The organism is Brevibacillus centrosporus (assembly GCF_003710815.1).
GTDB classification, from domain to species: Bacteria; Bacillota; Bacilli; order Brevibacillales; family Brevibacillaceae; genus Brevibacillus; species Brevibacillus centrosporus.
In genome coordinates this window covers 130,829-149,228 of record NZ_RHHP01000023.1, presented here as the reverse complement: position 1 = coordinate 149,228, position 18,400 = coordinate 130,829, and the positions used below count along the sequence as shown (strand labels likewise).

The following is an 18,400-nucleotide window of genomic DNA, read 5'->3' as shown; positions in this document are numbered from 1 at the left end:
CTGCCGAACTCGTTCAAGCGCCTTTGCTCGCATCCTATTCACTTCACTTGGCTCCATGATCGATGAGCTGCTCTTTGGACAAGATTTCCTCTGCCAGCCTGGCAAGCGGCATGCGCCGTTGCATGCTTGTTTGCTGAAGCCATTTATACGCGGCCTCTTCCTCGAGCGACATGGTGCTCATCAGCTTGCCTTTTGCCTTTTCGATGATTTTCCGATCCTCGATTTTTTGCTTGAGCGTGTGAACATCCTGTTTGAGCGAAGCTACCCTCACCCTTTGGCTCAATGCAATTTCTACAGCCGGTATCAGGTCTTCCTCCGTGATGGGCTTCACCAGATAGGCGGTCACCCCAGCCTTGCACGCATCCTGAACCAGTTCCCTCTGGCTGTAGGCAGTCAAAAGCAGGATCGAGCTGTCGGAAAAGCCGCGGATGATGCCACTCGCTTTGATCCCGTTCAAAACAGGCATCTTCACATCCATAATGATCAGATCAGGCTTGTGACGGTGAGCGAGAGAGACAGCTTCCTCCCCATTTTTCGCTTCAGCCACTACCAGGTACCCTTCTTTTTCGAGCATCTCCCGCAAATCCATGCGAATGATGGGTTCATCATCCACTACGATAATCTTCGGCTGTGTCATCGTCACCCTCCTTTGGGACTGGATACAGGATCGTCACCTCGGTACCCTCTCCCGTATTGCGAAAATGTATCGTGCCTTCCAGGTCTTCCTTGACCAAAGTATCCACGATTTTCAGTCCCAAATGCCCTTTCTGCTGCACCGTCTCTCCGCCCGCCAGTCCCACTCCGTCGTCTGTGACCGACAGGCTGATAAAATCATCCTTGGTCACGAGTGTCAGCGTGATTCTCCCTTCCTTCCGATCACGAAACCCGTGAATCATGCAGTTTTGGACGAGCTCGGTGACAATCAGGGCAAAAGAAGTCGCTTTATCTGACGGCAGATAGACGGATTCTCCCTTCACGACGACTTGTATGGCCTGTTCGGAGGGCCGCATGGAGGAGACGATCATTTTCGATACTTTGGTCAAAATCTCCTGGAAATCGATCTGTGCCAGTCCGTCCTGCGCCAGGTATTCATGTATGATCGCGATGCTGTTGATCCGGTTGATGCTTTCCCTGTACACCTTTTCAAGCTCGCTGGCGGACGAGCGCCTCATTTGCAAACGCAAGAGACTCGAAATCGTCTGCAGATTGTTTTTGACGCGGTGGTGAATTTCTTTAATGACAGCCGACTTGATCATCAGCTGCTTTTCCTTTTCCCGTATGTCGGAAATATCCCGCAGCAGGATGATTCCCCCGATAATGTCGGGCTTGCGTACAGCCGAGACAGCTTTCATCAGCAGAAAATGCTTCCCTCTCGACAGCTCCTCCTGAATGTACCCACCATGCCGTACAAAGTTTTCCGGGGAAACTCGCCAAGAAAAAATACGCTCGATGCTCTCGCCTTTTGCTGGCTCCTCCAAACCGATCAAGGAAAGCAGCTTCTCGGCACGGCTGTTGGCATAGGTGATGATCCCGCTCTGGTCAAACAGAATCATCCCCTCATGCATCAGCGATGAAATCGGCATGTCTGGAACGGCAAACTGGATCAGTGTCTCACTTAGCTGCTCCGTCGTTTCCTTGAGCATTTCTACATTTCGTTCCTGCTCGACCTGTTTGGAAATATCCTGTTCCGTAATGAGAGTGCCGATCGTTTCCCCCTTGCCATTGGTAATCGGCACGACACTTTGCCGCATGACGAACTGCTCCTGGGAAACGCCACGCGATCCAATCACTGCCTTGCCCGTCGTCAGACAATACATGACCGCAGGCTCGTTCACCGCCGTCGCCAGCTGCCCTACGACGGAGCCGCTGTAGAGGGACCGTGCCGTCTTCGGTGACGCCTGCGCGATCACCAGTGCGGTGCTTTTATCCTTCGCCAGGCAATCGATGAACATGTCTGCTTGGGACAAATCCGCAAAGATCTGGAGCTTGGAAGCCAAATCCGCAATGATCGGGATATCTTCCTCTCGTATGGAGGTAGCCTGTCTACAAAGTTCCCATACCTTTCGCATACGTACCTCTTTTCACCAGCTCGCTTTTTATTGTCTTAATTTTCCTACAATAAACCTCAAGAGAAAAGAGCACTATTTACTCCTGTGGGCTTGTAAAAAAACCTCTATCGAGGCCACCTCAAGGAGGAGCGAACGCTTTTTAGCGGAAAGTTTTCATGCGCTCCAGAATTCATAAGCATTACGCTTATAAATTCTTACACGTTAAAAAAGCTTTCAGCTCACCTACTCCATCCCCTGTACGCGAGGAGGTAGGAAAGATCAGCCCGTCCCCCAACGCCTGCCGCAAGCAAGCCTCTGCCCTCATTAGATCGGCAGCCGGATGATCCGTTTTGGTAATGACGCCGATGCAGGGCTGGGCAAATCCAAGCGAAAAACCAGGCGGAAAGGCATTGCGCTCACGAGTAGCGTCCTGCACCATGACGATCAGGCTCGCTTCCAAAGCAGTGGCCATCAGCGTTCGATAAAACATCGGGTTTTCGCTGTACTCTCCCGGCGTATCGATCAGCCAGTCCCGGTATTCCAGCGCTTGTGTCTTTCTGGCTGGCTGCTCGTCGTTGAACAGCGCTTGTGCCAGCGTCGACTTTCCCGCTTCGATCGCTCCAATCACCATCACCCTTTTTCTCATGACTTGGTCACCAGCGCCGGCGTAAATTTCAGCTTTTGGCTGAGCACTGTATTGACAGCCTCTACTGCCATCTCGACTGCCGAGACATCGCCGACTACGATTAGCGAGCCTGTAAAACGGTCGAGAAAGCCCAGCTCCACACTGGCAGCCTTCGTCGCGATATCTGCCGCAATAATAGCGGTCTCGGTGGGAGTTAGCGTCAAAATACCGATCGCCCCCGCCTCTTTGATACCGAGCTTGGTATAAAGCATTTCATCCGGATTGGCGATCACGTGCGCCAGCGTGACCTGTTTTCCCGGCACGAATTCCTGTATGACCCGCGAACGCTCCTGCTCCATGCTAATCTGCACCTCCCGAGGCTCCAGGTACCTCATACGAGTCGACGATCCCTACAATCACCGCATCGATCGGGACGTTCTGGTTTGAAAACAGGATGCGTGCCGGCGTACCTCGCGAGACGATGACCTGCTCGCCTATCCCCGCGCCAATTCGATCCGCTGCGATAACGGTCTGCCCGGCATCTGTGCCGCGCCAATCGATGGGCTGAACGACCATCAGCTTCAGATTCTCCATGCCAGCTTCCTTCTGGGTCGCCCACACACTCCCTATGACCTTCCCTAAAAACATGTGCAGCTCACCCTCTCCCTATGTAGCTGACGGTTATTCCTCTCTCTCGCATGCTATCTTGCGCCAACGGGGAGACAATCGCTCCCTGCTTCACATGCAGCGTCGTATTGCGAAGCTGCGGCTGTGAGCAGATCCAGTCGGCGGTCAGCAGCTTGCCGGAAAATACAGCTTCCGTCTCGTCCAAAGCGGTCGCTGTCGGCTTGGCAGCCTGCTCCCCTTCCTTTGGCAGCTGCGACCTCAGCTTGGAGACGACACGCTCTGCCAAACGTTTCTGTGGGGCAAACTCGATACCCAGCTCTGTCAGCTCTTGCACATGGCGCTGGAACAGCCTTTCATACGCAGGTGGCAATGTCAAAGCCTGTATGGTACGCCGATCTGCACGCTTGATACCGGGCACATCCGATCCCGCAATCACGAATTTCCCCGTAACCAGTGCAGCAAAAACGATTTCTGCCTTGATCGTGCCTTTGAGCCCTGCTGCGATACGTGCAGCATTGTCGAGATCCAGCTCCGGAATGACGATACCGTCGTAATCTTTCGGCACTTCCAGAGGAGCGGGGGCGAACTCATCCGCCGCCAAGATTTTTCCCGCTCCTCCACATTCGATTTTGTGCATGCCCAGCCAGGAGGACGTCTCGCCATCCAGGAACAAAAGGTCGTGGCAAATTCCGTTTTTCTTCAAATGGATAAAATGATCAAGAAAGGCTTCGTGCGCCTGGCTGTCGCAAAAAACATACAGCACGCGGCGAGCTTGCTTGACCTTTTCCTGCTGCAGCGATTGCAGAATTTCTTTGGTAATGGATGCGACCATCTCTCGGACGTCCACCAAGTCTCACCTCCGATACCCCGGGTAAAGCTGACCGTTTTTTCCGATGACTTTTACCCGATCACCTGTCTTCAGATTGGCAGCATTGCCTTCATCCAAATCTACGTGGAAATCAAGCGCAAATCGCGGACTGACGCGAACAACGACATCCGGATATAAAATCGGGCGATCCGTCTGCGTCTCCAGAATGAGCGTATCCCCATCCTTTACTTGAAAAAGCCGCGCTTCGTCCTCCGACATATGAACGTGTCTTTTGGCTACGATCACACCTTTCGTCAGCACAACGGTTCCTTTTGCTGTTACCAGCACCATTCCGGGAGTGCCTTCAATATCACCAGACATTCTCACAGGCGCGTGAACACCCAGAGCAAAACCATCTGTACGGGAAATCTCTACCTGCGTCGCACCACGGGCTGGCCCCAGAATGCGGACCCCGTGGATGCTTCCTTTTGGACCGACCAGCGTCACGGTCTCCTGGCTGGCAAACTGGCCTGGCTGCGACAGCTCGCGCATCGGGGTCAGCTGATGTCCTTCCCCGAAAAGCCTCTCTACATCCTCCGGCGATAAGTGCACATGACGATTGGATACGCCGATGGGAATCTCCGAGATCGCCTCGGCAGCTTGATCGGTGGAAGGCTGCTGTTTTTCTTCAAATGCACTCACTTGTATCCCTCTTCCCTTCAAGTAATCTGCCGCTGCGGGGGTTATTTTGTCCCCTCTCCCCAGATAAAAGGGGTTCGGTATTCCTGTTTTATGCATGGCTCTGAGGGATGCTTCCGTGATGACTGCCATACGGGACTATCCTTCGAGCTTTGGCAAAATCAATTCAATATCTCCATGCGGGCGTGGAATCACGTGTACGGATATGAGCTCTCCCACTTTTTCGGCAGCAGCGGCACCTGCGTCCGTGGAAGCTTTGACAGCGCCTACATCTCCGCGAACCATGACAGTCACCAGACCGCCACCTACGTGGACTTTTCCGATCAGCTTCACATTTGCGGCCTTTACCATGGCGTCAGCCGCTTCCACTGCTCCTACCAGTCCTTTTGTTTCCACCATTCCCAATGCGGACATTTCTCCTGCCATTTCCATTCCTCCTTACATGTATAGACAAATTTGTGGTGGTTTAAGACGTCATTTCCGTCAAGACAGACTTGATGATGGTTTTGATCTCTTCGCGGCTAAGGCCAATGCCCCACTCCGTTCCCTCGACGAGCGTTTGCGGCTTAGGTTCTGCTGCCGCCGTTTTTTGCATCTCCCGGATACCAAACGCAACTCTCTTGATATTCATCAGATGCTCGGGACCGATGTTGTCCGACGTAATGTTGTTGCCAAAAGATCCACAGCCCAGCGTCAAGGACGGCTGAATCCCGGTTGTCGCGCCGATACCACCAAACGTCGTTCCTGTATTCACGGTGATTCGCGATGCAGGCATCGCAAGGCCGTACGCGGCAATGACGGCGTCGTCCTGCGAATGAATCCCTGCGGTGTGACCGAGCCCTCCCAGGGTAAGCAGTTCATGGCAACGGGCAAAGCCCTCCTGCTGATCATGAACCGTGTACATTGCGAGGATCGGGGCAAGCTTTTCGATCGACAGTGGATAGGCTTTTCCTACATTCTTCTCTTCTGCTATCAGCACAGTTGTCTCCTGGGGAATCAGGATACCCGCCATTTGGGCGATAGCTTCGGGAGATCGACCCACGATCTTGGGATTAAGGGAGCCATTGACCATGAGGAGAGCTGCTATCTTTTCCCGCTCCAAATCGTTCAGGAAATAGGCACCTTCCCGTTTCAATGCTGCGAGGAACGGACGCTTGATCGACTCCTCGATAACCAAGGCCTGCTCAGACGCGCATATCGTTCCGTAATCAAACGATTTGCTCTGGACAATTCGCTTGGCCGTGGCAGGCAGGTCCGCACTGTGATGTATGTAGACCGGCACATTTCCCGGCCCTACTCCATAAGCAGGCTTCCCCGAGCTGTACGCTGCCTTGACCATCGCAGAGCCGCCCGTGGCGAGTATCAGGTCAGTCAGCTTATGGACCATCAGCTCATGCGTAGCAGATAGAGTGGGCTTGCTGATACAGCGGATCAAGCCCGCAGGGGCACCTGCTTGAACAGCCGCCTCATCCATGACCTTGGCAGCCGCAAGCGTACAGGCAGCAGCAGCCGGGTGCGGGGAAAAGACGATGGCATTCCGTGCTTTGAGAGCGATCAGCGATTTGAAAATAACAGTAGATGTCGGGTTCGTCGAAGGAATGATTCCGGCTACGACCCCGACAGGCTCAGCTACTTCCCAAACTTTATTTCCCTCATCTTTTCGAATGAGGCCAACTGTACGTGCATTTTTGATCCACTCGTACACACTCTCTGCGGCGAATTGGTTTTTGATTTGTTTGTCCCGGACGTTACCAAAGCCGGTTTCCTCAACGGCCAGTACCGCCAGCCTTTCTGCAGCATCTACACCTGCCCGCGACATCGCTGCCACGATCGCATCGATCTGTTCCTGGCTGTACGCAGCGAGCTTTTTTTGCGCGTCATTTGCCTGCGTCAGATGATTACGCACTTCCTGTATGGCGTACAAATCCGCATCCAACGTCATGTCTCTAGCTCACCTCTCCCTTCCGGCACTTCTTCCGGGAGAGATTCCGACTCTTCCTTGTTCTTTGCCTGACTGATCAGGTTTTTCACCATTTTCGGCACATTCTCGTCAGGGCGTGGGATGACATGGGAATGCAGCAATCTTCCCACACGCCTTGCTGCATCCGCTCCTGCATCAACTGCGGCTTGCACGGACGACACATCCCCGATCACGTAAACCGTCACGATCCCTGCATCCGCGCCTTCGTAGGTGACGACCTTCACATTTGCAGCTTTGGCAGCAGCGTCGGCGGCAGCGATCAGCGCGGGCAGCCCCAAGGTTTCAATCATGCCAAGTGCGTACGCATGCGCTCGCATCTTCCCATTTCCCCCTTTCCAAAGGGATATACTCTACGTTATAGCTTGACCGGTGCGGCAGCTATGCTTCTCACCGCATCAGCGAAGGCGTCAGCGGCTGCCCGGCAAGCGGACTGGCTTCCAGAGAGCAGCGCTCCCCCGAAGTTCGTCTCTGTCGGCGGTCCAATAAATTGCTTGATCTGCACATCCGCCGCTTTCAGAGCAGCATCGATCCCGTACACGGCTTCCAGTGGAGGCGCGATCAAATACGCGAGCGGCTCTCCCTCCGGAACACCCGCTACTTGCGAGAGATAGCTGCCGCTGCGAGAGACGACATGGGCGTAATAGGCGTGCGTGCCTTCCTCATTTAGCGAGTAAAAACAGGCTCCACTCTCCATAAAGGCGATAGCCGCATCCAGTCCGCTCTGCACCTCTGATGGCGTGGCCCCCCCGATGATTCCGATGAACTCGCCGGACAACGGACCTGACGCATGACCTGAGCCCGCATAAAACGATTTGGCGTACACGACCTCCACGGCAGCCTTTTTCGTAGCTTCATCGATCGCGGTGTAGCCCACATCATCGATGGTTGAGGTTAACAGCCCTAGACTTCGGATACGGGCGGGCAAATTCAGCTTTTCGGCAAATTGCGAGTCGACATTCGGTATCGTCCGAACAGCCAATGGTGTTGCCCGAATGGGTTTTTCCATCTGCGTCACTCCCCTCCGTCCAATCCTTGCTCGAAAACGCCAAAAAAGGCGCCAAAACGTAAGGAATTCTCCTCATGTTCATGGCACCTTTGCCTTTTGTGTATTCACTTGTTGGAAGCGTTGACTTGCTTCAGATCGAAACTGGTTCTTTTTTACAGTATGACAAGACCCCTTCAAAAATGCAAGAAGCGCTCCCACATTATTTCCTTTTTTCGGTCATTTGACGGACACACGCCCGGGTTACCTTTGTTGTGTAGCCGAGATCGACAAACAGGCACACAACCTACACAACCCCATTTGAGGAGGAATAAGAAATGAAAATGAAAAACATGGCAATGGCAGTAATGGCACTCGCCGTATCCGCAATGGCAGGCTCCGCTTTTGCAGCAGAGAAACCAAGCAAGCCTGTGAACAGCACGAATACTGTGAAAGCTCAACTCGTCACTATGCCTGCCCTTTCCCTGGAACAACTGGCGAAGGAAAAAGGTATCTCTGTAGAAGAGCTCATCGCGAATCTGCAAAAAGAAGGCAAGCTGATGCAAGCTGCTACACTCGTACCTGCTACTCCTGTTCAAAAATAACAACCCGTTGTGAGCTTGCGTCCTCTCAATTAACCAAAAGCCTCTGACCGCTTTGGCCAGGGGCTTTCTCTCTTGCACGAACTAACTGATTTTACAAAGTCAAACCACCATCGATCGTAACGATAGAGCCTGTCATATAGCTCGATCCAGGCGATGCGAGGAATGCGACCACGTTTGCCACTTCGTCTGCCTCCGCCATGCGGCCAATGCGCGGAAATTGAATTTCAGGCACATGGCCGGTTTCTTCGATGTCTTTTTGCAAGCCCACTACCAGACTCGTCGTGCCTGTACCTTGCTTGACCATGACCGGAAGCACGTATTTCAACCCGAGAAATACCCCTTTCACATTCACGGACATGACTCGTTCGAATTCAGCCTCTTCTACATCCTCCAAAAGGCTTGGCTTTTGGATAATCCCGGCGTTGTTGAAGAACACATCGATGCTGCCGAACGTCTCCAAAGCTTTGAATAGATGGGCTTCATCCAAGCACATGCCGTGTTGGATGCGCTTTACAAATCATGCCAAACCATGCAACCGCTCTTCTTGCTATCATAAGTGCAAGCAAACGAGCAGCGACTTGATAGAAATGAGGTAAACCAGTAGTGAAACGAGTTCTAGTCATTGAAGACGAAATGCCGATTGCCCGGCTGGTCCAGGTGTATCTGGAACGGGCTGGTTACGAAGTACATTGGAGCGCAGGGGATGAAAATACGGTACATACATTTGTGACTTGGAAGCCGGAATTGGTGCTGCTCGATCTGATGCTGCCCGATCAGGACGGCTTGGACATCCTCGAGCGTATCCGGCAATACGGGAGCTGCCCGGTCATTATTTTGACCGCCAAGGGCTCTGTTCCCGACAAATTGCAGGGGTTAAGTCTCGGTGCCGACGATTATATCGCCAAGCCGTTTGATCCAGAAGAAGTCGTCGCACGTGTTCAGGCTGTCCTGCGCCGCTCCACCTATATCGCAGAAGCCGATATGATCCGGCTCGGCAGCCTGACGATCGACTTCAGTGCACAGCTGGCTTCCTTGGGGAAAGAACCCGTTTCCCTGATGCCCCGCGACTGGCAGCTCCTCGCGTTTCTCGCCCGGCACCCGAATCAATGCTTTAGCCGGGATCAATTGCTCGACCAAGTGTGGGGAATGGATTTTGAAGGAGGGGATCGATCTGTGGATACAGCGATAAAACGAGTTCGCAAAGCGCTGCGCCTCTGGTCGGAAACAGAGGGTGAGATCAGCACCATTCGAGGAATGGGGTACAGCTTGCGTGTTTACTAAATGGCGATTCTCCCAAAAGTCACCCGCCTCCTCTGTCCCTCTGCTGCGTTACTGGACGTGGCGCTATGCCATGATTCTCTTGAACATGCTGTTTGGCATCGGCCTGTTCGGCATCTATTGGATTCGGGAAAATACGATGGAGCAGCAATTCGAAATTCTCGAAGCGAGGACCTATCTACTTGCCGATTCTTACGCGAAGGCAGCCCAAGTTGTTCCAATGGAAAAGTTGAAGGCTACGCTCACGGTTTCACCTACCACATTAACGACCAAATCCATTGAAACGGCGGCGGCTGCCAGCAGCCCAGCGCCAGCGGATTTTGCTGAACCCAAGACAAGCGCGTACAGAGCTGCTCTCACATTGAAGGTCATGCCCGCCATTCCGCTCAATCATGTCGTGCAAATTTACGATGAATCCAACAAGCAAGTGATCAGTTCAACAAACCGTGTAGTCGACACGAAAATCAGTACATTGCCGGCACCTGTCACTCCTGCCCCAAACCCCAAGGAAACGCGGGAAGTACTCACAACACAGGACGGAACCTGGCTGCGTGTCGGCGTTCCTTACTACCAGCAGCAAGCAGTAGGCGGTGTCTATTATGTGAGCACCCGGCTCAATACCGACCTGGTCCAAACCTATATTGTGATTATGTGTTCCATCGGCGTGATCACCCTGTGCGGCTGGGCGATCGTCTACGTCCTCTCCCGCTCCCTGACTCTCCCTCTGCGTCAGCTGGCTGTAGCGGCACAGCAAGTATCAGACGGCAATTACCGTCCCGAGCTACCGGATGCGACCAGTATCAAAGAATCGGAGATCAGTCAGCTTGTTCACTCCTTTGACGACATAACCCAAAGGCTTGGACAGCTTGAGCGTATGCGGACCGATCTTCTTGCTGGCGTATCCCATGAGCTGCGGACACCCGTCACCTCGATTCGCGGCATGATTCAGGCGGTCAAGGACGGAGTGGTCACGGGGAGAGAAGCAGACGAATTCATGCAAATCAGCATGGACGAAGCCAAGCGCTTGCAGACCATGGTAAATGATTTGCTGGATTTCACCTCCATGGAAGCAGGAGCGATGTTGTCTGAATCCGTTCGAATCGCTCTTTATCAGGCAATCCAGCAAATCGTGGCACAGCTGCAAACAGTCCCCGCCTTCTCCACTATCGAGATTCAGATTCACAGCTCGTCAGAGGATATGGAGTGGATCGGAGACCCTGCTCATCTCAAGCAAATTCTGCTTAACCTCCTCACCAACAGCGCATCGGCGGGGGCAAGTACCATCGATATCAGCCTGAGTCCGCGAGATGACCACATCCAGCTGATGGTAACGGATAACGGCAAAGGAATTCCGCAAGACGAGATTCCTTTTATCTTCGAACGCTATTACCGGGGAGACAGCAAACGCAAGAAAAAGCATGGACTGGGACTGGGATTGACGATTTCACGCATGCTTGCCCAATCCTATGGGGGAAACGTAGAAATGATAACTACTTCACCTACAGGCACATCCTTTTGCCTCACACTCTTCAACCGCAGAAATTAGCAAAAAGGAAGCCGCACGTATCGCTCGTGCTGCTTCCTTTTTTTCGTTTTCCCTTATGCATGAGTGCCCTCTGGCAAATAATGACGAATGAGGTCCATAAAAATATCCAACGCCTTGGTGGGAAACTCGTTTGTTTTCGTGAGCAAGGAAAAGCTCCTGGTAACAGGCGTGCCCGGGTATTTGAGTGTGCGAAGCGTCCCTAGCTTTCTCTCTTTGCGGAAGGTCCAGTACGACAAGAGACTGATGCCGAGACCCGCTTCCACCGATTCCTTGATGACTTGTGTGCTGCCAAATTCCATTCTTCTGGACGGTGATATCTGCAGCTGACGAAACATTTTCTCAGCAGCCTCACGCGTGCCCGAGCCTTCTTCCCGAACAATCCACGCTTCCGCCTCCAGATCGGCAAGTGTCACTTGCTCCTTTTGCGCAAGTCGATGCTGCGGAGAAACAATCATGTACATCCGGTCGTCCGCAAAAGCTTCGATGCACATCTTGTCGTCCACGTACTCGCCTTCAACGATGCCGACATCCAGCTGGCGATTGGCTACCTGCTCCGCGATGACGGTGGAATTATGAATGGTGATCGTCGGCGTAATCGCAGGATAGTGCTCACGCATCCGTGCAACAACATGGGGCAAAACGTATTCCCCATAGGTATAGCTCGAACCGATGGTCAAACGTCCACTCGGCGTATTCATCAAATCGTCCACCAGATTTTGCATGCGCGTATGAAGACCCAGGATTTCACGGGCATGATGGTAGACGATCTCTCCAGCTTTATTGAGACGGACGTATTTGTTGCTGCGCTCGAGCAGCTTGGTTCCGATCGTTTTCTCCAGCGATTGAATGTATTGACTGACCGCCGGCTGGGTCATGTGCAGCTCTGCCGCGGCCCGGGAAAAATTTTGTCGGTCTGCCACTGTGACGAAGACTCGTAATTGCTGATCCATGATAAACCTCCACGAATCGATTTTCTTTCTATTATACTTATTTATTTATCATAACCATGCATATGATTTATTTTTCTTATGATCATTCTTGCCTTATGCTGAGGATGGAATCGCCGAAAAAAGGAGAGAGTCGCAATGACTACCCATACAAAAGAACACGTCTCCATGGATAGCAGCATGGGGGCAGCCAAATCGAGGTCAAAATTCTCTGCCCGGACGCTGTGGTTGGGCGGTGTCGCTTTTACCTTTTTGGTTGCCTTGCTCGGCTATGGATTGTCTAAAATACCTGGCTTCGATCGAGTAGGTCCTCTGGCTTGTGCCATTCTCATCGCCGTAGCGTACCGTCAGGTTTGGGGTTACCCGGAAAGTATCCGCTCCGGTATTCAATTTTCCGCCAAACGCCTGCTGCGTCTTGCCATTATCTTGTACGGATTAAAGCTTAATATCGATGTCGTGCTCCATCAAGGCCTTGGTCTTCTAGTTTACGATGCCGGCGTTATCGCCTTTGCTATCTTGCTCACCATGCTTTTGGCAAAATGGCTGAAAGCCGAGCCTTCTCTGTCCCTCATGCTCGGAGTAGGCACGGGCGTGTGCGGAGCTGCTGCAATCGCTGCAGTGTCTCCGATCATTCAGGCCAAAGAAGAAGATACCGCGATTGGCGTAGGCATTATTGCTCTGGTAGGAACCGTCTTCTCCGTTCTTTACACGGTAGTGCGCCCCTACTTGCCGCTCACGCCTGTAGAATACGGGATGTGGTCGGGGATCAGTCTCCATGAGATTGCACATGTCGCACTGGCCGCCGCTCCTGCCGGGCAGGATGGACTCGCGATGGGCCTGCTGGCAAAGCTTGGCCGTGTATTGCTGCTCGTCCCCCTCTGTTTTATCCTGATGTACTGGATGAAACGGACAGGAAAAGTACAAAGCGGGACCAAAATCGAGTTCCCTTGGTTTCTCATCGGGTTTCTCGTCATGAGTGTGCTTGGCAGCTACGTGCTCGGTTCGATCATCCCTGTCTCCGAGAGCTTTCAAACAGGCATCGCCAACGTAACCACATTTGTTCTGACGATGGCGATGGTCGGCCTCGGACTAAACGTCAATCTGCGAGCTCTGCGCACGAAAGCCGCTAGACCACTGATCGCCATGTCCATCACGTCTGTACTGCTTTCTGTGCTTTCTTTTTTCCTCATCTAGTGGTCATTTTGAATGTTTTTGAATAAAGGAATCGCCAAAAGATCGCCGGGCACGCACGCGCGGCGAATTTTTTTGGATTAAGACATCCACTCTTCTCGTATGATGGTAGCGGTCTGATTTGCTAGAAAGGAGGGGCCGTTACATGTCCACATGTCTTCTAAAGAAACGCCCCCATATCTTGTTGATCATCGTCGATGAAGAGCGCTTTCCTCCTGTCTATGAAGGTGCTGCGATCAAAGCTTGGAGCCAGAATCAACTGCAGGCGCACCGTTTTTTGCGCAGCCACGGGCTGGAATTCTGCAACCACTACGTCTCTGCCACAGCCTGCTGTCCCAGCCGGGCCACCTTATTCACAGGCCAGTACCCTTCTCTGCACGGTGTCACACAAACCAGTGGTGCAGCAAAGCGACCCGCTGACAGTGATATGTTTTGGCTGGATCCAAATACCGTTCCGACTCTAGGCGAATACTTTCGTGCGGCAGGCTACCGCACCTTCTACAATGGGAAATGGCATTTTTCCAACGCGGACATTCACATACCAGGCACACACCAATCTGTCCCCAGCTATCAGCGCGGAACCGGCATTCCCGATCCTGAGCTGGTGCAGCTGTATCTGCAGGCAGATCGTCTTGAAGGTTACGGCTTTTCGGGCTGGGTCGGTCCCGAACCCGCAGGAGCTGCTCCCCACGATTCAGGCTCCTCTGCCGCGCACGGCATCAATGGCCGGGATGTCGTTTACAGTACCGACGTCATTTCCCTGCTCCACCAGCTTGAGCAGGAGCAGCTGCAGCAATCCCCTTCTGGGGAATTCGAGCCTTGGCTGATCGTCGCTTCCTTTGTGAATCCACACGATATCACGCTATTTGGGGACTTTACCCAAGTCATGCCGATCTTCCGCTTTCACGTCGACGATTCCGTCCCGGATGTAGAGCCGCCGCCTACCCAGCGAGAAACACTTCGGACCAAGCCTCGCTGCCAGTCCAGCTATCGGGACGTGTTTCCCCAGGCCTTTCAGCCCATCTCTGATAACACTCTCTACCGCCGGCTCTACTATCAACTGCAAAAAAATGCGGACCAGCAAGTCATGCGAATCCTTCAAGCACTGGCACAGTCGACTTTTTACCGGGAAACCATCGTCGTCTTCACTTCCGATCATGGCGACTTGCTCGGGGCACATGGAAACTTGCACCAAAAATTTTACTGCGCCTACGAGGAAGCCCTACACGTTCCGTTCATCGTCCATAATCCGCTCCTGTTCCCCAGCCCGCAAACCACCAGGCAGCTCAGCTGTCACGTCGACCTTCTCCCTACGCTGTTGGGGCTGATCGGTGCCGATCCGACAACGCTGCTGGCCGAGCTGGAAAAGACACATTCGGAAGTCCGACCGCCAGTTGGCCGTAATCTATCTGGGCTGATTCTAGGGACGGGCACATCAGAGCGGTTAGAAGAACCTCTGTATTTCATGACAGAAGACGACGTGACAAAGGGACAGCATCAGATCAGTCTGTTGGGTCAGCCTTACCATTCCGTCATTCCTCCGAACCAGATCGAGACGGTCATCGCAACTGTTCGCTATAACCAAAAGAAAACGATCTGGAAATACTCTCGCTACTATAGCGACCGTTTGGAACGGGATGGGTGCACCTCTGCTGATGAAGATTACGAGCTGTACAATCTGACGGATGACCCGCTGGAGAGCTTCAATCTGGCTTCTCCTGTCTACGCTACTCCCCAGACGGAGCCCGTTCGTCAATGGATGGGGCAATTGTTACAGGAACAACGCGCTCAAAAACGTTTGACTCCGCAAACCTATGGAATACGAAGATGAATCCATGAAAAAAAGCCCCTTGCTCATAAGGGGCTTTGCTGTGGGTCTGTCGCGTCTATTCGCCTTCCACCAGCAGCTTTTCCAATGCAACGATCGCTTCCTTCTCGTCCACGCCATCTGCGATCAAAGTAATTTCTTCGCCTTTTCCAATAGCCGCCGCCATGATCCCCATGATGCTTTTGCCATTGACGTTCTTTTCCTTTTTCACGAGCTTAATCTCGCTTGAAAAGGATGTCGCGACTTTCACAAAAGTAGCTGCGGGTCTAGCATGCAAGCCTTGGGATAGCTGCACGACAACATTCTTCTGTTCCATCTGGTTGCACCTCCTTAGTTGTCCAATTGATGAAAAGTACGTCGGACAAACTCCTCCACCTGCTGGGACGAGCTCATCGAAAGAATGGTAGTAGTATGTTTTGCCGCTTCTTCCTTACTCATGCGGCCAAGCTGCCCACGTGCAGGCAAAATACTGACGGCACTCATGCTGAATTCGTCTAATCCCATTCCCAGCAAGATCGGAATCGCGATTGGATCCCCGGCCATTTCCCCGCACATGCCTACCCATTTTCCTTTTTCATGAGCAGCCTTGATCACTAGGTGAATCAATCGCAGAACCGCTGGATGATACGGCTGGTACAGATAAGCAACCCGTTCATTCATACGGTCTGCTGCCATCGTATACTGAATCAGATCATTGGTTCCAATACTAAAGAAATCCACTTCGTTCGCGAACTGATCCGCCATCATGGCTGCTGCAGGGATTTCAATCATGATTCCCACTTCGATCTGTTCGGAGACAGCGATGCCCTTCTCCAGCAGCCCGCGCTTTTCTTCCTCCAGGATGCTCTTCGCCTCGCGGAACTCCTCGAGGGTCGCAATCATCGGAAACATGATTTTCAAATTGCCCGATACGCTTGCACGCAGCAAGGCACGCAGCTGAGTCCTGAACAGCTCCTGATTGTCCAGGCAGAGCCGAATCGCTCGAAACCCTAGGAACGGATTCAATTCCTCAGGCATATCGAGATAGGAAAGCTGCTTATCTCCACCGATATCAAGCGTACGGATGACTACAGGTTTGCCTTCCATTTGCGCAAGCACCTGCTGGTACGCGAGATACTGCTCCTCTTCTGTAGGGAAATTCTCTCGTCCCATATAGAGGAACTCGGTGCGGAAAAGCCCCACTCCTTCTGCCCCATTCGCGAGAACACCTGCCAGATCCTGCGGGCTGCCGATATTCGCGGCAAGCTCCACATGCTGTTGGTCGGTCGTCACTGTTTTTTGGTGGACCAGCTTGAGCAGTTCCGCTTTTTCCTGGTCGTATTCCTTCTGCCTGCGCTGATAAAAGGCAATCTCCTCGTCCGTTGGATCGAGGAGGACAATACCCTCGTGACCATCTACAATGGCTGTGGAAGAAGCAGCTGTGAGTCGGGTGATTTCTCTCGTACCAACGACTGCGGGAATTTCCAGAGAACGCGCCATAATCGCCGAATGAGACGTACGTCCACCGATGTCGGTCACAAATCCCTTCACATAACGTCGGTCTAGTTGCGCTGTATCCGAGGGCGTTAAATCCTCTGCCACCACGATGACCTCTTCTGTCAAATGTGCAGGAGTCGCGAACTCGACACCCAACAGGTAGGAGAGGACGCGTTTGGTCACATCCCGAATATCAGCAGCCCGCTCTCGCATGTATTCGTTGTCCATTTGCTCAAACAACTGGATGAATCCTTGGGAAACTTCATCCAAGGCGCTCTCTGCATTGACGCGATCCGATTCGATTTTCCCCTGAATCGTATCCACCAGCTCCGGGTCCTCCAACACGAGGAGATGCGCCTTGAAAATGTCTGCCTTGTCTGCCCCCATCTCTTTTTCCACATGCGAGGCAATCCCTTCCAAGTCCGCTTTGGCCTTTGCCAGCGCATCCTGAAAACGTTGGATTTCTGCCTGTGGATCTTCGATGGACATCGTTGTAATCGCGAGCTTTGGATTGGCAAGCAAAAACACCTTTCCTATCGCAATCCCTGCGGAAGCTTTGACACCTACGATTTTATGAGACATCCCTACTCCTCCTTTCCTAGTTTGAGATGATTCGGTCTTGGAGCGAGCGTGCATGCTTCATTACGATGGCCCCTAGTAGACTTTCCTCGGAAATGCCTGTATAGCTTTGCATCGCGTGCGCAAAGCCGTTCTGCTTACGATCCGATTGAATCTGCATCGCTTCTGGGTCCTCTGGGTAGTCAAACAACAAAGCTGCCGCAATAGCCAATCCCAGATACTCTGCGGAAATGCCGCGCTCTACACATTGCGTCGCTGGCCCTATCAGGCGATCATTGGGCGACAGCTTGCGAATTGGTGATCGGGCTACCCGTGTGACATGGTCAGCAAGCATCCGATTGGAATACCTTCCCAGAATCTTTTCTACATACGCTTCGTGTGTTTCCTTCTCGAAGTGATATTTTTTCTGAAGCAGCTCCCCGGTCTCCTGGAGCGCTCCCCGGATTGCCTGCTGAATCTCTTGATCCTGCAGGGCTTCGTCAATCGTTCCATATCCGTACAGATAGCCTAAATACGCGATAACGGCATGCCCGGTATTTACAGTAAACAGCTTGCGTTCGATATACGGAGCCAAATCGAATACATAGGTGACTCCTTCAATAGCAGGCACCTCACCCTTGATCTGCGACTGATCTACTACCCATTCGAAAAATGGCTCAACCGTCACAAGCAGTTTGTCCGCATGCTTTTGCAAGGGAACAATCCGGTCTACAGCTGCATTTGGAAAGGCGACCCATTCATCTGCCCTGCTTTGATCTTCTGGACTCATAAGGCCATAGACGTAGCCTTTCAGCTGCTGGCTGCCGCCGATCATGTTTTCGCAGGCGATCACATTTAATGCACGCGCCTCTCCCGCAAGCCTTTTGGAGATGCCTTCTGCGATCGCACCTGCGATATGCGGCAAAATAGATGGACCCACAGCAGTCGTAACCAAATCTGCCTGAGCAATCGTTTGGGCGACGGTCTCGATATCTTTGCCCAAAATAGCACGCACGCCTGTTACTTGTGAGAGTGGCGCTCCCTCCGTTGCAAGCTGCACCTCATACGACTGCCGAAGGTTCAGCTCGTCAACCAGCTCTTGATTGACGTCGACAAACACTACCTCATAGCCAGCCTGATTCAACAGCTGGCCAATGAACCCACGTCCGATATTCCCTGCTCCAAAATGAACTGCGATCAT

21 protein-coding genes are annotated in these 18,400 nt (G+C 52.6%); 5 read left to right on the top strand and 16 right to left on the bottom strand.

From position 1 onward, the window contains the following. Positions 1-43: 43 nt before the first annotated feature. The 11 genes from EDM55_RS18635 to eutL all read right to left on the bottom strand — a co-directional run bounded on the left by EDM55_RS18635 (position 44) and on the right by eutL (position 7,794). Complete coding sequence (locus EDM55_RS18635; RefSeq protein ID WP_122961035.1) at positions 44-637, bottom strand: ANTAR domain-containing response regulator; 594 nt, start codon at positions 635-637, stop codon at positions 44-46. Continuing rightward, positions 606-2,069: a GAF domain-containing sensor histidine kinase gene (locus tag EDM55_RS18630; protein ID WP_122961034.1), complete on the bottom strand. Its 1,464-nt coding sequence runs from the start codon at positions 2,067-2,069 to the stop codon at positions 606-608. The genes EDM55_RS18635 and EDM55_RS18630 overlap by 32 nt, the downstream gene beginning before the upstream one ends. A gap of 184 nt (positions 2,070-2,253) precedes the next feature. Then, complete coding sequence (locus EDM55_RS18625) at positions 2,254-2,694, bottom strand: EutP/PduV family microcompartment system protein (protein ID WP_092268397.1); 441 nt, start codon at positions 2,692-2,694, stop codon at positions 2,254-2,256. Then, positions 2,691-3,032: an ethanolamine utilization microcompartment protein EutS gene (eutS, locus tag EDM55_RS18620; protein WP_092268398.1), complete on the bottom strand. Its 342-nt coding sequence runs from the start codon at positions 3,030-3,032 to the stop codon at positions 2,691-2,693. The genes EDM55_RS18625 and eutS overlap by 4 nt, the downstream gene beginning before the upstream one ends. Position 3,033: 1 nt before the next feature. Next, positions 3,034-3,321, bottom strand: coding sequence for a EutN/CcmL family microcompartment protein (locus tag EDM55_RS18615; RefSeq protein WP_092268399.1), 288 nt, complete (start codon positions 3,319-3,321; stop codon positions 3,034-3,036). Between the two features lie 7 nt (positions 3,322-3,328). Next, on the bottom strand, positions 3,329-4,147 hold the full coding sequence (locus tag EDM55_RS18610; protein WP_122961033.1) for a hypothetical protein: 819 nt from the start codon (positions 4,145-4,147) through the stop codon (positions 3,329-3,331). A 6-nt stretch (positions 4,148-4,153) separates the two neighbouring features. Further along, on the bottom strand, positions 4,154-4,939 hold the full coding sequence (gene pduL / locus EDM55_RS18605) for a phosphate propanoyltransferase (RefSeq protein ID WP_122961032.1): 786 nt from the start codon (positions 4,937-4,939) through the stop codon (positions 4,154-4,156). Positions 4,940-4,945: 6 nt separating this feature from the next. Then, positions 4,946-5,233 (bottom strand): ethanolamine utilization microcompartment protein EutM, encoded by a 288-nt coding sequence (gene eutM, locus EDM55_RS18600; protein WP_092268402.1) that lies wholly within the window; start codon positions 5,231-5,233, stop codon positions 4,946-4,948. A gap of 40 nt (positions 5,234-5,273) precedes the next feature. Continuing rightward, positions 5,274-6,749 carry an acetaldehyde dehydrogenase (acetylating) gene (locus tag EDM55_RS18595; RefSeq protein WP_122961031.1) on the bottom strand — a complete coding sequence of 492 codons (1,476 nt, stop codon included), beginning with the start codon at positions 6,747-6,749 and terminating at the stop codon, positions 5,274-5,276. Next, positions 6,746-7,105 (bottom strand): BMC domain-containing protein, encoded by a 360-nt coding sequence (locus EDM55_RS18590; RefSeq protein WP_092268404.1) that lies wholly within the window; start codon positions 7,103-7,105, stop codon positions 6,746-6,748. The genes EDM55_RS18595 and EDM55_RS18590 overlap by 4 nt, the downstream gene beginning before the upstream one ends. Positions 7,106-7,143: 38 nt before the next feature. Continuing rightward, positions 7,144-7,794 (bottom strand): ethanolamine utilization microcompartment protein EutL, encoded by a 651-nt coding sequence (gene eutL / locus EDM55_RS18585; RefSeq protein ID WP_122961030.1) that lies wholly within the window; start codon positions 7,792-7,794, stop codon positions 7,144-7,146. A gap of 314 nt (positions 7,795-8,108) precedes the next feature. Here eutL and EDM55_RS18580 point away from each other — a divergent pair, with 314 nt between their 5' ends. Then, entirely contained in the window at positions 8,109-8,375 is a 267-nt protein-coding gene (locus tag EDM55_RS18580; protein ID WP_122961029.1) for a hypothetical protein, read from the top strand. 91 nt (positions 8,376-8,466) lie between these two features. Here the strand turns inward: EDM55_RS18580 and EDM55_RS18575 are convergent, their stop codons facing one another. Beyond that, the gene (locus EDM55_RS18575) at positions 8,467-8,862 is read right to left on the bottom strand and encodes an SDR family NAD(P)-dependent oxidoreductase (protein WP_246070844.1); all 396 of its coding nucleotides are present in this window, start codon (positions 8,860-8,862) and stop codon (positions 8,467-8,469) included. 116 nt (positions 8,863-8,978) lie between these two features. Between EDM55_RS18575 and EDM55_RS18570 the strand changes: the two genes are divergently transcribed. After that, complete coding sequence (locus EDM55_RS18570) at positions 8,979-9,656, top strand: response regulator transcription factor (RefSeq protein WP_122961028.1); 678 nt, start codon at positions 8,979-8,981, stop codon at positions 9,654-9,656. Continuing rightward, on the top strand, positions 9,646-11,199 hold the full coding sequence (locus EDM55_RS18565) for a sensor histidine kinase (protein WP_246070845.1): 1,554 nt from the start codon (positions 9,646-9,648) through the stop codon (positions 11,197-11,199). The genes EDM55_RS18570 and EDM55_RS18565 overlap by 11 nt, the downstream gene beginning before the upstream one ends. A 53-nt stretch (positions 11,200-11,252) precedes the next feature. On the opposite strand, the gene EDM55_RS18560 is transcribed toward EDM55_RS18565, so the two are convergent. Further along, complete coding sequence (locus EDM55_RS18560) at positions 11,253-12,149, bottom strand: LysR family transcriptional regulator (protein WP_092268409.1); 897 nt, start codon at positions 12,147-12,149, stop codon at positions 11,253-11,255. Positions 12,150-12,314: 165 nt separating this feature from the next. Here EDM55_RS18560 and EDM55_RS18555 point away from each other — a divergent pair, with 165 nt between their 5' ends. Both EDM55_RS18555 and EDM55_RS18550 read left to right on the top strand, forming a co-directional pair. Further along, positions 12,315-13,340, top strand: a complete 1,026-nt coding sequence (locus EDM55_RS18555; protein WP_246070850.1) for a YeiH family protein — start codon at positions 12,315-12,317, stop codon at positions 13,338-13,340. A gap of 142 nt (positions 13,341-13,482) precedes the next feature. Then, the gene (locus tag EDM55_RS18550; RefSeq protein WP_122961025.1) at positions 13,483-15,168 is read left to right on the top strand and encodes a sulfatase-like hydrolase/transferase; all 1,686 of its coding nucleotides are present in this window, start codon (positions 13,483-13,485) and stop codon (positions 15,166-15,168) included. 55 nt (positions 15,169-15,223) lie between these two features. Here EDM55_RS18550 and EDM55_RS18545 read toward each other — a convergent pair whose 3' ends face one another. Genes EDM55_RS18545 through EDM55_RS18535 form a run of 3 tightly spaced genes read right to left on the bottom strand, consistent with a single transcriptional unit; the run spans position 15,224 to position 18,400 of the window. Then, positions 15,224-15,481: an HPr family phosphocarrier protein gene (locus tag EDM55_RS18545; protein WP_092268412.1), complete on the bottom strand. Its 258-nt coding sequence runs from the start codon at positions 15,479-15,481 to the stop codon at positions 15,224-15,226. A 14-nt stretch (positions 15,482-15,495) separates the two neighbouring features. Continuing rightward, positions 15,496-17,223: a phosphoenolpyruvate--protein phosphotransferase gene (gene ptsP / locus EDM55_RS18540; RefSeq protein WP_122961024.1), complete on the bottom strand. Its 1,728-nt coding sequence runs from the start codon at positions 17,221-17,223 to the stop codon at positions 15,496-15,498. A gap of 16 nt (positions 17,224-17,239) precedes the next feature. Next, entirely contained in the window at positions 17,240-18,400 is a 1,161-nt protein-coding gene (locus EDM55_RS18535; protein WP_122961023.1) for a mannitol-1-phosphate 5-dehydrogenase, read from the bottom strand.

Excerpts from the sequence above, each read along its gene's own strand:
- EDM55_RS18615 (WP_092268399.1), bottom strand. The coding sequence starts at position 3,321 with ATGTTTTTAGGGAAGGTCATAGGGAGTGTGTGGGCGACCCAGAAGGAA.
- EDM55_RS18625 (WP_092268397.1), bottom strand. The coding sequence starts at position 2,694 with ATGAGAAAAAGGGTGATGGTGATTGGAGCGATCGAAGCGGGAAAGTCG.
- EDM55_RS18630 (WP_122961034.1), bottom strand. The coding sequence starts at position 2,069 with ATGCGAAAGGTATGGGAACTTTGTAGACAGGCTACCTCCATACGAGAG.
- EDM55_RS18595 (WP_122961031.1), bottom strand. The coding sequence starts at position 6,749 with ATGACGTTGGATGCGGATTTGTACGCCATACAGGAAGTGCGTAATCAT.
- EDM55_RS18590 (WP_092268404.1), bottom strand. The coding sequence starts at position 7,105 with ATGCGAGCGCATGCGTACGCACTTGGCATGATTGAAACCTTGGGGCTG.
- ptsP (WP_122961024.1), bottom strand. The coding sequence starts at position 17,223 with ATGTCTCATAAAATCGTAGGTGTCAAAGCTTCCGCAGGGATTGCGATA.
- EDM55_RS18545 (WP_092268412.1), bottom strand. The coding sequence starts at position 15,481 with ATGGAACAGAAGAATGTTGTCGTGCAGCTATCCCAAGGCTTGCATGCT.
- EDM55_RS18635 (WP_122961035.1), bottom strand. The coding sequence starts at position 637 with ATGACACAGCCGAAGATTATCGTAGTGGATGATGAACCCATCATTCGC.
- EDM55_RS18550 (WP_122961025.1), top strand. The coding sequence starts at position 13,483 with ATGTCCACATGTCTTCTAAAGAAACGCCCCCATATCTTGTTGATCATC.
- eutM (WP_092268402.1), bottom strand. The coding sequence starts at position 5,233 with ATGGCAGGAGAAATGTCCGCATTGGGAATGGTGGAAACAAAAGGACTG.
- pduL (WP_122961032.1), bottom strand. The coding sequence starts at position 4,939 with ATGGCAGTCATCACGGAAGCATCCCTCAGAGCCATGCATAAAACAGGA.
- EDM55_RS18580 (WP_122961029.1), top strand. The coding sequence starts at position 8,109 with ATGAAAATGAAAAACATGGCAATGGCAGTAATGGCACTCGCCGTATCC.
- eutL (WP_122961030.1), bottom strand. The coding sequence starts at position 7,794 with ATGGAAAAACCCATTCGGGCAACACCATTGGCTGTTCGGACGATACCG.
- eutS (WP_092268398.1), bottom strand. The coding sequence starts at position 3,032 with ATGGAGCAGGAGCGTTCGCGGGTCATACAGGAATTCGTGCCGGGAAAA.
- EDM55_RS18555 (WP_246070850.1), top strand. The coding sequence starts at position 12,315 with ATGGATAGCAGCATGGGGGCAGCCAAATCGAGGTCAAAATTCTCTGCC.
- EDM55_RS18535 (WP_122961023.1), bottom strand. The coding sequence starts at position 18,400 with ATGATCGCAGTTCATTTTGGAGCAGGGAATATCGGACGTGGGTTCATT.
- EDM55_RS18560 (WP_092268409.1), bottom strand. The coding sequence starts at position 12,149 with ATGGATCAGCAATTACGAGTCTTCGTCACAGTGGCAGACCGACAAAAT.